The 15959-nt window shown below is 65.3% G+C and carries 14 protein-coding genes; 10 read left to right on the forward strand and 4 right to left on the reverse strand.

Annotated features, from left to right (window positions below; genetic code table 11):
• Window positions 1-16: 16 nt before the first annotated feature.
• Genes cysT through AB0L63_RS17790 form a run of 3 tightly spaced genes read left to right on the forward strand, consistent with a single transcriptional unit; the run spans window position 17 to window position 2612 of the window.
• Window positions 17-817, forward strand: a complete 801-nt coding sequence (cysT, locus tag AB0L63_RS17780) for a sulfate ABC transporter permease subunit CysT (RefSeq protein ID WP_364501882.1) — start codon at window positions 17-19, stop codon at window positions 815-817.
• Window positions 814-1620, forward strand: coding sequence for a sulfate ABC transporter permease subunit CysW (gene cysW / locus AB0L63_RS17785; RefSeq protein ID WP_364501527.1), 807 nt, complete (start codon window positions 814-816; stop codon window positions 1618-1620). The genes cysT and cysW overlap by 4 nt, the downstream gene beginning before the upstream one ends.
• A complete protein-coding gene (locus AB0L63_RS17790) occupies window positions 1617-2612 on the forward strand; it encodes a sulfate ABC transporter ATP-binding protein (RefSeq protein ID WP_364501530.1) in 996 nt (331 codons plus the stop codon). The genes cysW and AB0L63_RS17790 overlap by 4 nt, the downstream gene beginning before the upstream one ends.
• Window positions 2613-2883: 271 nt before the next feature.
• Here AB0L63_RS17790 and AB0L63_RS17795 read toward each other — a convergent pair whose 3' ends face one another.
• Window positions 2884-3012: a hypothetical protein gene (locus AB0L63_RS17795; protein ID WP_364501533.1), complete on the reverse strand. Its 129-nt coding sequence runs from the start codon at window positions 3010-3012 to the stop codon at window positions 2884-2886.
• A 544-nt stretch (window positions 3013-3556) separates the two neighbouring features.
• Between AB0L63_RS17795 and AB0L63_RS17800 the strand changes: the two genes are divergently transcribed.
• From AB0L63_RS17800 to AB0L63_RS17810, 3 genes are all read left to right on the forward strand, one after another.
• Complete coding sequence (locus AB0L63_RS17800) at window positions 3557-4693, forward strand: Hsp70 family protein (protein WP_364501536.1); 1137 nt, start codon at window positions 3557-3559, stop codon at window positions 4691-4693.
• A 129-nt stretch (window positions 4694-4822) separates the two neighbouring features.
• Window positions 4823-5827: a diiron oxygenase gene (locus tag AB0L63_RS17805; RefSeq protein WP_364501885.1), complete on the forward strand. Its 1005-nt coding sequence runs from the start codon at window positions 4823-4825 to the stop codon at window positions 5825-5827.
• 1 nt (window position 5828) lies between these two features.
• Window positions 5829-7448, forward strand: a complete 1620-nt coding sequence (locus tag AB0L63_RS17810) for an FAD-dependent oxidoreductase (protein WP_364501539.1) — start codon at window positions 5829-5831, stop codon at window positions 7446-7448.
• A 151-nt stretch (window positions 7449-7599) separates the two neighbouring features.
• Here the strand turns inward: AB0L63_RS17810 and AB0L63_RS17815 are convergent, their stop codons facing one another.
• Window positions 7600-8361 carry a glucose 1-dehydrogenase gene (locus AB0L63_RS17815; protein ID WP_364501541.1) on the reverse strand — a complete coding sequence of 254 codons (762 nt, stop codon included), beginning with the start codon at window positions 8359-8361 and terminating at the stop codon, window positions 7600-7602.
• A gap of 601 nt (window positions 8362-8962) precedes the next feature.
• Between AB0L63_RS17815 and AB0L63_RS17820 the strand changes: the two genes are divergently transcribed.
• Together AB0L63_RS17820 and AB0L63_RS17825 are read left to right on the forward strand one after the other, a co-directional pair.
• On the forward strand, window positions 8963-11038 hold the full coding sequence (locus AB0L63_RS17820) for an Hsp70 family protein (protein WP_364501544.1): 2076 nt from the start codon (window positions 8963-8965) through the stop codon (window positions 11036-11038).
• A gap of 175 nt (window positions 11039-11213) precedes the next feature.
• Window positions 11214-12008 carry an HAD family hydrolase gene (locus AB0L63_RS17825; RefSeq protein WP_364501546.1) on the forward strand — a complete coding sequence of 265 codons (795 nt, stop codon included), beginning with the start codon at window positions 11214-11216 and terminating at the stop codon, window positions 12006-12008.
• A gap of 513 nt (window positions 12009-12521) precedes the next feature.
• Here the strand turns inward: AB0L63_RS17825 and AB0L63_RS17830 are convergent.
• Entirely contained in the window at window positions 12522-13214 is a 693-nt protein-coding gene (locus tag AB0L63_RS17830; RefSeq protein ID WP_364501549.1) for an SGNH/GDSL hydrolase family protein, read from the reverse strand.
• Window positions 13215-13222: 8 nt separating this feature from the next.
• Window positions 13223-14644, reverse strand: coding sequence for an MFS transporter (locus AB0L63_RS17835; RefSeq protein WP_364501551.1), 1422 nt, complete (start codon window positions 14642-14644; stop codon window positions 13223-13225).
• A gap of 106 nt (window positions 14645-14750) precedes the next feature.
• On the opposite strand from AB0L63_RS17835, the gene AB0L63_RS17840 reads away from it, so the two are divergent.
• On the forward strand, window positions 14751-15374 hold the full coding sequence (locus AB0L63_RS17840) for a TetR/AcrR family transcriptional regulator (protein ID WP_364501554.1): 624 nt from the start codon (window positions 14751-14753) through the stop codon (window positions 15372-15374).
• Window positions 15375-15380: 6 nt separating this feature from the next.
• Complete coding sequence (locus tag AB0L63_RS17845; protein ID WP_364501557.1) at window positions 15381-15893, forward strand: alpha/beta hydrolase; 513 nt, start codon at window positions 15381-15383, stop codon at window positions 15891-15893.
• Window positions 15894-15959: the final 66 nt, after the last annotated feature.

A 15959-nucleotide genomic window follows, 5' to 3' on the forward strand; every position in this document is an offset into this window, starting at 1 on the left:
ACGGAACTGGTCCTGGCTGCGGGTAACCGGTTCGGTTGGTCCGCTCGGCATTGCCACCACGGTGCTCTGGCTCAGCATTATCGTGCTGCTACCGCTGGCCGCGCTCACCGTCACCTCATTCGATGACGGCTGGTCCGGATTCTGGGATGCCGTCACCGCGCCCGCGGCCATCGACTCGCTGCGCATCACGGTATTCGTCTCCGTGGTGGTGGCGATCATCAATGTGGTGATGGGCACGCTGATCGCCTGGGTGCTGGTCCGCGACGAGTTTCCGGGCAAGAGCATCGTCAATGCGCTGATCGATCTGCCGTTCGCGCTGCCGACCATCGTCGCGAGCATTGTGCTGCTGTCGCTCTACGGTCCGCAGAGTCCGATCGATATCCACCTCAATGCCACCCAGCCCGGCCTCGTGGTGGCGCTGGCGTTCGTCACGCTGCCGTTCGTGGTCCGCTCCGTGCAGCCGGTGCTCATCGAGGCCGATCGCGAGGTCGAGCAGGCCGCGATGTCGCTCGGCGCGGATAACTGGACCACTTTCCGCCGCATCGTTTTGCCGACCCTGGCGCCCGCCATCATCAGCGGCGGCGGCCTCGCCTTCGCCCGCGCCATCGGCGAATACGGTTCGGTGGTGCTGATCGGTGGCGCCATTCCGCGCAAGACCGAAATGGCCTCGCAGTACATCCAGAAGCAGATCGAGATCGACCGGCCGGTAAACGCGGCGGCGGTTTCGGTCGCACTGTTGGTCATCTCGTTCGCGACCCTGCTGGTGCTGCGGCTGTGGGCCGAGCGCACGGCGCGCAAAGAGCAGGAGGCGCGATGAATCTGTCCTGGCCGACCCGTATTTCGCTGCGCGTGGTTGCGCTCGGCTACCTGTTCATCCTGCTGGTGCTGCCGCTGATCATCATCCTGTGGCGCACCTTCGAGAAGGGGATCGGCGCGTTCATCGACTCGATCTCCACGCCCGCGGCGATCTCGGCGTTCCAACTGTCGATCCTCATCGTGGCGATCGTGGTCCCGGTGAATGTCATCTTCGGCATCGTTACCGCGATCGCCCTGGTGCGCGGCAAGTTCCCGGGCCGAACACTGGTGCAGGGCATCGTGGATCTGCCCTTCGCCGTCTCGCCGGTCGTCGTCGGTGTCGCGCTGATCCTGCTGTGGGGTGCCGACGGTTGGTTCGGCGGGCTCGAAGACATCGGTTTCAAGGTGATCTTCAATCTGCCCGGTATGGTGATCGCGACGATCTTCGTGACGCTGCCCTTCGTGGTGCGCGAGGTCGAGCCGGTGCTGCACGAGATCGGCGACGATCAGGAGCAGGCTGCGGCCACCCTGGGCGCATCTCGCTGGCAGACGTTCTGGCGGATCACCCTGCCGGCGATTCGTTGGGGTCTGACCTACGGTGTCGTGCTGACCGTCGCGCGTGCGCTCGGCGAATTCGGCGCGGTGATCATGGTGTCCTCGGCGCTGCCGGGTAAATCGCTGACGCTGACTCTGCTCGTACACGGTCGATACATCAACGACCACAACACCTTCGGCGCATACTCCGCCGCGACCCTGCTGATGGGCCTGGCCCTCGTAGTCCTTCTGTTGATGACCCTCCTCGAACGTAAGCGGGGCACCAAGTGATCACCGTGACCAATGCGAAGAAGAACTATGGTTCCTTCGCTGCCCTGGACGATGTCAGCATCGAGATCCCGTCGGGAGAGCTGACCGCCCTGCTCGGCCCGTCGGGTTCGGGCAAGTCGACGCTGCTGCGCTCGATCGCCGGCCTGGAGTCGCTCGATTCCGGCGTCGTCACCATCGTGGGCAACGATGTCACCCATATACCGCCGCAGAAACGCGATATCGGCTTCGTATTCCAGCATTACGCCGCGTTCAAACATATGACTGTGCGCGATAACGTGGCCTTCGGACTCAAGATCCGCAAGCGTCCCAAGGGCGAAATCGCCAAGCGCGTCGATGAATTGCTCGGCATCGTCGGCCTGGACGGCTTCCAACACCGCTACCCGGCCCAGCTCTCCGGTGGTCAACGTCAGCGTATGGCACTGGCTCGCGCGCTAGCGGTCGACCCGCAGGTGCTGCTGCTCGACGAGCCGTTCGGCGCGCTCGACGCCAAGGTGCGCGCCGATCTGCGCACCTGGCTGCGCAGGTTGCATGAGGAGGTTCATGTGACCACCGTGCTGGTCACCCACGACCAGGAGGAGGCACTCGATGTCGCCGACCGGATCGCGGTGATGAACAAGGGCCGCATCGAACAGATCGGCAGCCCAGAGGATGTCTACGACCGGCCGGCCAACGAATTTGTCATGTCCTTCCTCGGCGCGGTGGCCCGCCTCAACGGACATCTGGTGCGTCCGCACGATATTCGCGTCGGCCGCGATGCCAGCATGGCGCTGGCGAAGAACGAGGGCACCGCGGAATCGGCGGGCGTTACCCGCGCCACCGTGGAACGCGTTGTACACCTCGGCTTCGAGGTACGCGTCGAGTTGCGCAATGCCGCCACCGGTGATTTGTTCGCCGCCCAGGTGACCCGCGGTGATGCCGAGGCACTGCAGCTCAGCGACGGGGAAACCGTCTATGCCCGCGCCACCCGAATTCCGGAACTGCCTGCGGGATAAGGGCTCTGTTCGATTCGCGGCCCACGGCGCATGCCGCGAATTCGACTCCGCTTTACGGCCGCGGATTGCGTCTGCACGAAATCCGCAGCCATTCATGGTGTGTCGAAACCGAACTCCGGTTTCCATGTCTCCCATTGTGCTGAATGCGAAACACACGCTAGTGGTTCCGATGAGTTATGGGAACGTAATTCGATGTGAGCATTCGCAATGGTCGTAGAACTCGGCCCGGATGAACCGATCCGGCCGCTCGGAGAGCTGATCGACCACTATGTCAATTCGAAGTAAGATATTTCTCGCGCTGGCCGCTGCCCGCGCCGCGGTGATAATCCAGTCCGGTCCGGCAAGCGCCGCACCACAACGCCGGAAGTCCGCGCACCGGATGGTTCGGCCAGCAGCTCACCGATCTGCGCTACACGACCGAGCGATTCCTGGACGCGCTGCTGGGCCGCGCGCCGGACTACCAGGCGATGCCACTGTGGCCGGCCACGCAGCGCTCGGGTTTTCCAATGGCGTACGCGCGACGGCAGGAGCAGGCCCCGCAGATGGTGGTACGGGTGCTCGGGCCACGGCGGGGGCCGGTGCGGCGCGCGGCGAATGCCCAACCGGTGCTGGGAGGTGCTAGTCAGTTGCCAACGGCCGCAATGGTTTTTGATTTCCCGCACCGGAATCGCTCACGAATGCCGGTGCGGGAAATCGGAAGCTCGGGCAGCAGCCGGCTGGCAAACGGCAACAGGTCATTGTCGAATTCCGGCGCGCCGTAAGAAGATAGGGCCACGACGTCGGCGCGTCAGGTCCCGTGCCAGGTGAGCCGGGATCCGGTGCGGCCCATGTCGGTGGCGGCGGCATGCGGACAACCGTGTGTCCGGTGGTTGGCAGGAAGGTCGCGGAGTGGTTGCCTGAATGAGGTTCGAAGCAAATCGGCTCGGCGATCAGAGGATTGTGCGATGGCGGTTGGTCTCGGTTTGAGCATAGGCACGGTGAACACGGTTTCCGCTCTGGCGGAGGAGCATTCGGCCAAGGCTCCACCCGGTCGCCGCTCCGCCGCCCAACGTTCGCCCGCGATCGCCCGCCGCACCACCCTCACCTTCGACAGCACCGGAATGGCCAGGGTCGGCATGATTCCGCGGCACGGGCGCGCCATCACCGAATTCGCGGACCTGAGTCAACGCAAGACCAAGCAGGCCAGGATCGGGCACCGGCCGCTGACCGCGGCGGATCTCGTCGCGGTCGTCGCGGAATGTCTGATCACCGAGGTGCGTCGTGATCGTGGAGACGTTGGTGCGGGAGTCATACTGACGCATCCGGCGGGCTATACCGAGGGCCAAGTGGGGGAAATGCGTGCGGCGCTGGACGCGATCGGCCTGAGTCATGTCGCGCTGGTCGCCGAACCCGTCGCGGCGGCCACCTGGCTCGAGGCCGAACGCGGGCCGCTGATGCCCGGCCTTGCCCTGGTCTATGACCTAGGTGGGGCAAACCTCGATATCACCCTGGTGCGAGTCGGCGCGGGCTGTCCGCGCAATCCGATTGTCGGTATACCGGTTCGTTCGACGGAATTCGGCGGGCGCGCCTTCGGCGCGCTGGTCGCCGCGCGGGTCGGAAGCGGGACCAGCGCCGGTGCAGTCGACGGTAGCATCGCCGACGAATTGCGAACCAGCCATATCCGATCCTCGCTGAAGGTGGTCTATCGCTGTCTGCGGATGGCGGATCTGACTATGGCCGATGTGGACTGCGTACTGCTGGTCGGCGGTGCCGCCCGGCCGGTCGAGGTGGCCCAGGTGCTGGCCGCCGAACTGGCGCGTCCGGTGATCACGGCCCCGGATCCGGAGCGCACGATCGCCGATGGCGCCGCCATCATGGCGCGTCGCGCCGCCGCCGCGGACGAGGATGCGGCCGGACATGATCATCGGCGCGGCGCAGACCGCAGAGCGACAGCGCGCGCCCTCTTGCTTTCCAGGCGTACCAGGCGCCGCTTGGCCCGGGTGGCGATCGTGACGGGGATGTCGGCCGCTGGAGTGGCGCTCGCGCTGGCGCTGCCCGCCGACACGGTGGTCGCGAGTTTGTCGCAACTCGGGCTGCGGTAGAAGGGCAGACCCGGCGGCGTTCCGCAGCGCCGCCGGGGCTGCCGATTCTGATCGAGGTTGACGTTACTCCTCGTAGGTGTAACTATGAGATACATTAAATGTGTCCCACGAGGAGAGGCAGTGACGACGATGTCTACCGCCGTGCCGCCCGCAGTCGATCCAGAGCTGGCGAAGGCGCAGGAGTATGCCGCCAAGCTGCTGCTGCTCTCCGAAGGTTCGGTGAACAAGCACTTCGACCCGTTCGAGGACATCGACTGGGACAACCCGGATTTCGCCGCCGATGCCGGTGCGGAGCGCTGGGTGCTGCCGGTATCCGGCGATGCGCTCGGTCGCCACCCCTGGTACCAGGCGCTGCCGCTGGACCGGAAGATCGCGATCGGCAAGTACCGCCAAGCCAATGTCGCCAAGGTTGGTCTGCAGTTCGAATCCATTCTGATCAGCGGCATGGTGACACACACCTTCGGCCTGCCCAACGGTTCGCCCGAATTCCGCTACTGCTCCCACGAAATGATCGAGGAGCACAACCACACCCTGATGTTCCAGGAGATGGTCAACCGGATCGGTCTGGACGTTCCCGGTATGGGTCCGCTGGTGCGCAAGTTCAAGTACATCGGTGCGCCGGTGGCCGCGCTGTTCCCGAATCTGTTCTTCATGGCCGTACTCGCGGGTGAGGAACCGATCGACCACATTCAGAAGGCAATTCTGCGCTCGGGTGAGCAGGTGCATCCGATCATGCGCGGCGTGATGGCGATTCACGTCGCCGAGGAGGCGCGCCACATCTCCTTCGCGCATGAATTCCTCAAACAGCATGTGCCCGAGAAGAATGCGGCCGATAAGTTGGTGCTTTCGATCGTGATGCCGATCGTCATGTTCATCCTCGGCCGCTCCATCTACACCCCGCCCCGGTCGTTCTTCAAGGAGTTCGATATTCCGGACGAGGTGCGCCAGGAGCTGTTCTACGGATCCAAGCAGGCCAAGCAGGAGTTCAGCGACTTCTTCGGCGATGTGCGCACACTGGCCAAGGACATCGGCCTGATGAACCCCATCGGCAAGGCGGTCTGGAAGCTGCTGAAGATCGACGGCCACACCACCCGCTACCGCTCGGAGCCGCTGCGCACGGTCAGGGCCGCCTGACGTGCCGTACGTCGTCACGCAGTCCTGTTGTAGCGATGCGTCCTGCGTTTACGCCTGCCCGGTCAACTGTATCCATCCCACGCCCGATGAACCGGATTTTCTGACCGCGGAGATGCTGTATGTCGACCCGCAGGCGTGCGTGGATTGTGGCGCGTGTGCGAGCGCGTGCCCGGTCGATGCCATCACATCGTCGAAGCAGTTGACTGCCGGGCAGCAGCCGTTCATCGAGATCAATGCCGACTTCTACCGGCAGGCGCGGCCGCGGCCGCTGCTGGCGAAGCCGGTGCCCGCGGCCGAGATCCACACCAAGCGTCAGCCGCTGCGGGTGGCGATCGTCGGATCCGGCCCCTCGGCCATGTACGCGGCCGATGAACTGCTGAGCCAGCCCGATGTCACTGTGACGGTCCTCGATCGACTTCCGGTACCCCACGGACTCGCCAGATACGGCGTCGCGCCGGACCATGCCAAGACCCGGCAGGTCGATAAGCTCTTCGATATCATCTCGGCGCAGCCCGGTTTCGAGTCGTACCTGAATATCGAAGTGGGCAAACATATTTCGCATGCCGAGCTGCTTGCGCACTTCCATGCGGTGATCTACGCGGTTGGTGCGTCCTCGGATCGTAAGCTCGGCATTCCAGGAGAAGGGTTGGCAGGCAATGTGTCCGCCACCGACTTCGTCGCCTGGTACAACGGGCATCCGGATCATGCCGGGCGCACATTCGATCTGTCGCAGCGTCGGGCCGTCATCGTCGGCAATGGCAATGTGGCCCTCGATGTGGCGCGCATTCTGGCCAGCGATCCAGAAGCGCTGGCGGGCACCGATATCGCACCCCATGCGCTGCAGGCGCTGCGGGAGAGCAAGATCGAGGAAGTGGTCGTCCTCGGTCGGCGCGGTCCGGCCGAATCCGCTTTCACGGTGCCGGAATTCGTCGGGCTGCTCGGCGCGGATATCGATATCGCGATCGAGGGCGAACTGCCCACGGTGACCGATGACCTGCCGTATCAGGTCGAGCAGAAGCTGCGGCTATTGCGCTCCGTAGCGACTGCTCGCGGGTCGCTCGAAGGGGGCAGCGTGACCGAGCGGCCGTGCGGTGCGCGCAGGCGGATCGTCTTCCGATATCTGGCCGCACCGACCACGATTCTGGGTACCGATGAGGTAACCGGTATCGAGGTGAGCCGCAATGAACTCGTCACGGAGCCGGATGGTCGCGTTCGAGCTGTGGCGACGGGGGAGACCGAGCGGTTGGATGCGGGACTGGTGCTCACGTCGGTCGGTTATCGCGGTGTCGCCTTACCCGGCCTGCCATTCGACGAGCAGTCCGCCGTGATGCCGAACCGGCACGGCCGCGTACTGGAACAGTCCGGCGGTGCGGTGCTGCCCGGAACGTATGTCACCGGCTGGATCAAGCGTGGTCCCACCGGATTCATCGGCACCAACAAATCCTGTGCGCAGGAGACGGTGCGCCAGTTGGCCGATGATTTCAATGCGGGTCGGTTATCTCATCCAACCGGTGGCGCCATGGATTTCGATCATTTGGTGCACCGTCGTCGGCCCTCGGTCGTGGCACGCCGAACCGCGGCGCGAACCGGTATAGTGCGCCATCTGCTAGCCCGCGCCTGACTGGCGCGGCGCATGCGCGCCAGTGTCGTATTCGCGCTGTGTAACGGATGCCGACATCGTGGATGCGCGGTAGGGTCCGTGACGGCGGTCGGCACCTCGGCGCACGGCGACGCGATGAGGGCGAGTGCCGGGCCGAGGTGCCGGTTGACGATTACTTGGCGGTGAAACCACCATCGATCGCGAGCGCAGCGCCGGTAATGAAGCTGGCCTCATCGCTCAGCAGGTAGGCACAGAACGAGGCAATCTCCGTCGGCTTGCTGATCCGGCCGAGCGGATGCAGGGCGGCGATGGCCGCTGCACCCTCGGGCGTCGCACCCATCGAGTTGCGGAAAGCTGGCGTGTCGACCGCGCCGGAGACCAGCGCATTGACGCGAACACCCTGTTCGGCGGCCTCCAGCGCCACCGCGCGGGTCAGCCCGACAACACCGTGCTTGGCCGCCACATACGGCGCCACCGAACCCATGCCGACCACTCCGAGGTTCGAGGCGTTGTTGAGGATCGCGCCGCCGCCCGAGGCGACAATCGCCGGAACCTGGTGGCGCAGACCATAGAACACGCTGGTCAGGTTGAGTTCGAGATCGGCGCGCCACCCTGCCTCGTCGATCTGCTCGACCGGGCCGAAGGCGTTGACGGCGCCCGCATTGTTGAATGCTGCGTCCAAGCGACCGTATTCGGTGAGTGCCGCCTGGGTCAGTCGGGCGAGGTCGTTCTCGACGGTGACATCGGTCGGCACGAAAATCGCCCGGCCGCCCGCCGCGCGGATATCGGCCGCGACCTGCTCGCCCGCGTCCTTTCCGCGAGCGCCGAGCACCACCGCCGCGCCCTCGGTCGCCGTTCGCAGGGCCACTGCCTTTCCGACACCCGAGCTCGCCCCGGTGATGAGCACGACCTTGTCCGCGAAACGTGTAGACATTGTCTTCGAGTTCCCTTCTTGTCCTTGCGATTTCATGGTCGATGAGGTGGCACGGGATCTCGGTTCGTCCGAGCGCTCGCTTATCGCTGAATCCAGTCAAGCGATCGGGAAGCGCTATAGCTGGCGGAAATCAGCCGTCACGTTTGACGTGTCATAGTCTTGCTGTCGGGACATACGTGCCATGAAATCTATGACGATGGCAACGATTTGGCTACCGACCAGTCAGTGTGCGTTGTCGGTTCTGGGTGGTTCTGGGTGGTTCTGGGTGGATGTGGCGGATCCGGGGCTCGATTCAGATTACTGTGCGGTAGCGGAATCTGGCTTACCGCAATGGAATCAGGCCGCGGGTTTGCGAAACGCCGTAGGTCTAGTGGGGTTGATGAAGCTTTTTTCGGCGATCTAGCTGGGAATTTGACGTAGTGTCGACGGAAGCCAAACGTTTCATATCAATTCGACATCTGAATCGATCCGGTAGCGGCTAACCTGTGGGGGCTGTTTGGGAAGCGACCGCGGCCACACGGATCTCCTGTGTGATGGACGTGGTCTCGGTGCGTTGACGGGATAGCGAATGACTACAGGTCTGGGTTTCAGCATCGGTTCAGTGAACTCCGTATCCGCCATGGTGACCGGCGAGCAACCGTTGTCGTCGGTGCGGACGCGCCGCACGGTGCTGACCTTCGACAGTGCGGGTGGCATCCGAATCGGCGGGATCCCCCAATTCGATGTGGCGGTAACCGATTTCGCCGATCTGGCGCGGAATCCGGAGTCGGTCGTCGTAGGTGGACGGCTTTGGTCACCCGCGAATCTGATCGCCGAGGTGGTGAACAACCTGCTCGAATCCTTCCCATCGACCGCGGGAGCCGTGGCCACCTATCCCGCATGCTATTCCGACAAGCAGCTGTCGCTGCTGCGGCAGGCTCTGAATCTGGCGGGGGCCGCGCACGTGCTGCTCATACCCGAGCCCGTTGCGGCCGCGGAGTGGCTCGAACACGAGCGCGGACCGCTGGAGTCCGGATTCGTGCTGGTGTACGACCTCGGCGGGGCCAGTCTCGATGTGTCGATGGTTCGGGTCGGACCTGATTGGGACGATCATCCGGTCGTCGGAAAGTCCGTGCGCTCCTATGATTTCGGCGGTCGCCCGCTCGGTTCGATGATCGCTCGCTATGCCAGGGTCGCCGAACCCGGCGACAACGGGTCGATGCTGCAGATGACCTCGAGCGTCGATATCACGAGTATGCGCGCCCAGCACATTTGGCATTCGCTCGATGTGGTCCACGAATGTGTGGCATCGACGGGGCGGAGCCTGTCCGATGTCGCCTACATCCTGCTGGTCGGCGGCGCCAGCCGCCCCGTCGAGGTCGCGCGCATCCTCGCCGAACTCGGCCGACCGGTGGTGATGTCGACCGATCCCGGGCAGACCATCGCCATCGGTGCCGCCGGCTACGCCGCCCGCAGCTTCGCACCGCTGTCGACCGGGCGACACCGAGCGCCGAAGATCGCCGTATTCTCCAGTGCCGCAGTGGCTTCCGCGGTGGCGGTATCGGCCGTCACGGTATTCGGCGGTCCGAGCGTTCCACATGGGCCGTCCCAGGTGGGTGCTTTGCCGGAGGGTTTCCCGATGGACAAGCTGTTGTTCGAGCCCCATGTCGAGGCGCTGGACGTCGGTTCCGCAGCCGTCGGTTGGGCGAAGCCTGCGGCGGGCTTCGGCTATTCCGGTCGAGCGACCTACGCGATCGCCCCTGCTGTCTATACGACGCCGACCGCACCATCGATCGGCCCGGCGGTCGCCGAGGCGCACAATGGCAGGCGCAGTGAACAACGCAGTGGAACACCACATTTCGGCGGTTGTGGTACCTATGCCGATCCCACGCAGTTCCTGAACCCGCTGCCGTTCATCCGTCCGAAGCCGATTCCCGCCGCGCCCAATCAGCCCGTCGTCGTCAAACCCGTCCCGAACGTCAGCCTTCCGGGTTCGGTTCCCGCCCCGGCCAATCCGGCTCCCGCCGCCCCGGGCGGCACCGCGACGAACCCGGGCACCGCAACCCCGGCGACCGGCGGTACGTCGAGTGTCGGAGTACCGGGTACAACCTCGGGCGGAACATCCAGCGGGGCTGGGACATCGAGCGAAACCGCCTCGGGCGGCAGCCGCTCAGGCGGTAGCACAGGTGGTGCGTCCGGCGGTGCGAGTTCGGGCACCAGCAGTTCGACGTCAGGGGGTTCCAGTGCCGGTTCCGGGGGCGGTACCTCCGACGGTTCGACAAGTACTGGCACTGGGGCTGGTTCGACCGGAGGTAGCACCTCTGGCGGTTCGACGAACGGTGGTGCGTCGGGCCATTCGATGAGTGGTGGTAGGTCGGACGGTTCGTCGAATGCCGGTTCGACGGGTGGCGGCACCTCGAGCGGTTCGACCAGTGCCGGTTCGACCGGCGGTACTTCCGCTGGCGGTAAGTCTGCCGGCGGAACGGCTTCCGGTGGCAGCACCAGTTCCGGCGGCTCCTCGTTCGGTGGTGGGGCCGTGCCTGGTTTGGGTGGCTTCGGTGGTGGTGGGGCCGTGCCTGGTTTGGGTGGCTTCGGTGGTGGTGGGGCCGTGCCTGGTTTGGGTGGCTTCGGTGGTGGCGGTGGTGGGGTCGTACCTGGTTTGGGCGGCGTCAGTGGTGGCGGCGGTGCCCGCCGATAATCGTCCGTAAGCGCGACCCGGCTCGCGGCTGTACTGGTGCCGGTGGCACCTCGTGCCGAGATCCTCTGGTGGATCAGTGTCTGGTGGCCGTGGTGGGTTGGGCCCTGGGCTATGGCCCATTCGGACCGGTCGAATTTCGGTGACGCCGAGTGCCATAGCGATGCACAATGAGTTGATGGTAGATGGGGGACCTCAGCTTATTGCGCTGGATATCGATGGCACGTTGCTGCAGACGGGCTCGCCGATCAGTGAACGGGTGATCAATGCTGTGCGGGCGGCGGTGCGGGCGGGGGCGCATGTGGTTGTGACGACCGGGCGGACATTGATGACTACGCGGCCCGTACTGCGGGAGCTCGGGCTGGTCGATGGACATGGGTTGTGCTCCAACGGCGCGGTGCACATCGATGTGGCGAAGGGGGAGCCGGTTGCGGTGCAGACCTTCGATCCCGGTCCCGCGGTCGCGGCCTTGCGCGCACTGTTTCCCGAGATGATTTTCGCTGTGGAGAAGGTCGGCATCGGCACCTGGGCCACGGGGGTCAGCCCGGGTGAATTCTCCATCGGCGAATACGTTCTCGTCGATGACGGCGCGCTGAGCAGCGAGCCGACCCCACGACTCAACGGCTGGTGGCCCGACGGTTCCCTGGAAGAGATGCTGAGCTTGCTCACCCAACTGCACGTACCGGGTGCCAGCTGGGTGCACGGCGAATTCGGTCCGTGGCTTAGTGTTTCGCGCCGCGGCGTCTCCAAGGGGTGGGCATTGGAGCGGCTGCGCACGGCACTGTGCATCCCCCGCACCGCGACGCTCGCCATCGGCGACGGCTACAACGACCGCGAAATGCTGCAGTGGGCAGGACATTCCGTGGCAATGGCGAATGCACCGAACCAGGTCCGCAACTGGGCGGACGAAGTCGCCGACGATGTCGCCGACGACGGCGTCGCCAAAATTCTGGAGCGCTGGTTCGGCCACTGAAGCTGGACCGATGATCACCATGCGTTGGTGGCAACAGAGTCAAGCGCCACCATCGAGGCAAAGCGAGCCCTGGGAAGCATCGCGAGGAGCAGGGCAATCTGAGCGAGCGCTTCAGACGCGGCCGAGGATCTCCAAGTAGTGCGGGTTCTGCATGATGCCGAGCACATTTCCGAACGGGTCCACCACCGCGGCGGTGATGAAATCTCCGTCACCACGCGGTGTGATGGGTTCGTACTCCGTGGCTCCGAGGGCGATCAGCCGGTCGAAACTTGCCTGTACATCGTCGACATGCCAGTTCAGGATGGCCCCGCCGGGCGCGTTCTGTGCACCCGCGGGCGCGAATTTGCGATTGATGGGAGGCGGCGCGGGGTGGCCTCGGCTGATCCGGGAACCGGCCTTGCACAGCAGGCGCCTACCGGGGTCGTGCAGTTGGTTTCCGAGTCGGCGCCGGTGCTGGAGCTGGGCCGCGTCCGAGCAGATCAGCTCGAACGCGGCCCCGTGCCCATTGTCCGATCAGTGCGCGGGTTCCTTCGACGGCAGCAGCCCGTGCAGTGCGCGCACGATTTCCGTGGCCAGCACCGCATGCCCGCTCATCGTGAAGTGGATGAGATCGGTGCTCATCAGATCTGGTCGCAGCCGCAGCGGATGGTCCCAGAGCTCCACCAACACGGCGTCGTAACGTGCGGCCAGCTCGCGGATTATGTCGTTGAGCGCCGACATCCGCTCCCGCATTGGGCGCATCGGCGCCATTCGTTCCGCCTCCCATACGTCGGCGAGGGTGAAGGTGCTCACCTGCGCCCCGCTGCGGGCCAGCGCACCGAAGAGCGCGTCGAGATTCGCGCGGAGATCGTCGATATTGCCGCCGGAAGTGAACAGATCGTTCCCACCGCAGCTGAGATGCACCAGATCCGGCGCGAATTCGAGCACCTGCGGCAGCTGGCCGGCGCGCACCTGGGCGGACGTCGCGCCGATCCGGCCGGTATTCAGATACGACAGAGCGGGATTCGCCGCAGTCAATACCGCGGCGACACGATCCGCCCAACCGGCGGTGTCGTACCCGGGACTCGGATCGCCGACGCCCTGGGCGATCGAATCCCCGAGTACCGCATAACGCTGCCAAGGCGTGTCGGCGAGCAGTTCGAGTGCGGCGGTATTCGACAGCAGCATCGGATCGTTGGCTTCGGTACGAATATCGTTGGGTATCAAGGTGACTCCTAGCTCTGAGCGGGGACGCCGGTCGGAACGGGGATACGCGCCGGAATCGCGATGACCACTGCGGACGCGACACCGATGCCCGCGCAAACGGCGAACAGCGTGTGGAAGGCGGCCAGCGCATCCTCGGCATTGGCGGCGAATACCGCCGCCAGCACCGCGACACCGAGCGCGCCGCCCACTTGCCTTGCGGTCAGATTCATGCCGATTCCGGCCGCGAAGCGGTGTGGCGGAAGCGAACTCGCCGCCGCGGTGCCGAGCACCGTCACGACGATTCCGACGCCACCGCCGCCGAACAGCCCGGCCGGTACCCATGCGGACCACAGAGCCGGTGTCGGCCCGAAGGCGTCGGTACTCATCCACACATTGGTGCCGGTGTACATCAGCGCCCCGAGCACACCGAGCCAACGCCGCGCGCTCGGCGTGGTAACACGACCGGCGATCGTCGCGGTCACCATCGAGGACACCGCGCCCACCGTCAAGGCGGCGGCCGAACCGAGCACCGAATACTGCCAGATCGCATCGAGGAACAGCGGTCCGGCGAGCAGCCAGGCGAACATGGTCGCACCGAAGACGAACGAGGCGGCATTGGCCAACGCGTACGGCCTGCTCTGCCACAACTCGACCGCGATGGCCGGATTGTGGTGGCGTGCGGAGTGGATCAGCGCGGCCAGGATCAGCAGCGCGCCGACGCCGAGCGCGGCGAGTGTGCCGGGCGCGGTCCAACCCCACCGCTGCCCCTCGGTGACACCGGCGACCACACCGCCGAGTCCCAGGGCGATGGCGATGGTCCCGACCGGGTCGGGCAGCGTACTGCCCGGCTGGCGGATATCGGGCACTGGAATGCGCAGCCCGGGTGCGATCAGCACGATCGCCACCGGGATATTGATGACGAATACCGCCCGCCAGCCGAACGTCTCGACCAGCGCACCGCCGATCGCCGGACCGACGACGGCGGCGAAACCGCCTGCGGCGGACCAGGCTCCGATGGCCGCGCCGATCTTCTCGCGCCGTGTCACGGTGAGGACGAGGCCGAGTGCGGATGGCACCATCAGGGCCGCCGTCGCACCTTGCAGCAGGCGTCCGGCAATGAGCCAACCGGCGGTGGGTGCGAGTCCGCACAGCAGGGATGTCACAGCGAAACCGAGCAGTGCGATCAGGAACAGCCTGCGCCGTCCGAGGGTGTCGGCGAAGCGGCCCGCCGGGGTGAGCAGTGCCGCGAAGGCGATGGCATATCCGCTTACCACCCAGGTCAGCGTGGTTGTCGCGGTGCCGGGAAAGTCGCGGGCGATCGACGGGAACGCGATATTGACGACGGAAAGATCCAGGAAGGCGACGAACGCTGCGCCACAGGCGATGACGAGCGCGCGCACGGCGGCCTTCGAGGTCGGCGGACTGTCGGTCCGCGCGGACACTTCGGTCATGAGGGAGATCCCTTCGGTGGGGCGAAATCTAAGCGTACGACCGTTCGTGCAATAAAAGTACGACCGTGCGTTCGTATTTGCAACCCGGAGATGGAAGAATGGCGATATGGCAGAGTCGACAACCACCGAGCAGCCCACCTCGGGCGCCGATCAGCGCCTTGCAAAGGGCGCCCGCTCGCGGGCCTCGATTGCCAGACATGCCGCCGACGTGGCCTCCATCGAGGGGCTGACCGGCCTGAGCATCGGTCGTCTCGCGACCGATCTCGGCATCAGCAAGAGCGGCATAGCCACCCTGTTCGGCACCAAGGAAGCGCTGCAGGTCGCCGCGGTGAAGGTGGCCCGCCAGGCTTTCGTCGAACGGGTGATCGCGCCCAGCCTGACCGAACCGCGCGGCCTACCTCGCCTGCGCGCCCTCATGGGGCGCTGGTTCGACCACATCACCGACCCGACCTTTCCTGGCGGCTGTTTCCGCGTGGCCACCATCGCCGAATTCGACAGCAAACCCGGCCCCGTCCGCGATGCCATCGCCGAGGATCACAGCGAATGGCTCGACTTCTTGGTCAAGCAGATTCGACACGCTCAGGAAGCGGGCGATCTCACCGGCCGTGACGTCGATGCCATGGCTTTCGAACTCGACGCGGTGATCAGCGCGGCCAATACCGCCCAGCAGATGGGCGATGATCGCGGTGTCGCCATCGCGCGCACCATCGTGAACCGGCTTCTGGGCTGAGCGCAGATGACCGATGTACCGCTGCGTGCTTACGCTTCCGGAGGCGAGATGGCCGCGGTGACGCGATGTCCCAGCGCACGCAGGTGGTCGATGAGTTCGGGTGGTTCGTGGACTCGGAACGATGATCGCCTACGCCACCGTCACCGGCGACTGGCCTGGATCGTCGAACGATTCAAGGACTGGACCGACTCCACCGACACGCCCGAGGACGCAGTCGACCGTGACGCGATGCTGACCAACGTCATGATCTACTGGCTCAACGCCACCGCGGGCTCCTCGGCGCGCTACTACTACGAAGGCGCCGCCACCTGGGGAGCGCCCGAGCCCGAGACCGACGTGCCGGTCGCCGTGGCGGTGATGCCCCACGACCTCGGCATCCCGGTCCGCCGCGTCGCCGAACGAAACCGCAACATCGTGCGCTGGACCGAATTCGACTGTGGCGGCCACTTCGCCGCTATGGAAGAACCCGACCTCATCGTGGCCGACCTGCGTGCCACGTTCCGCGAATACCGCGAATAGACACCGAATCTCGGCGATCCACGGCGGACGACTGTCGGTGGTCATGTGCCATGATCCGCACGGTCC

The sequence above is a fragment of the Nocardia sp. NPDC051990 genome (assembly GCF_040680755.1).
Classification (GTDB): Bacteria; Actinomycetota; Actinomycetes; order Mycobacteriales; family Mycobacteriaceae; genus Nocardia.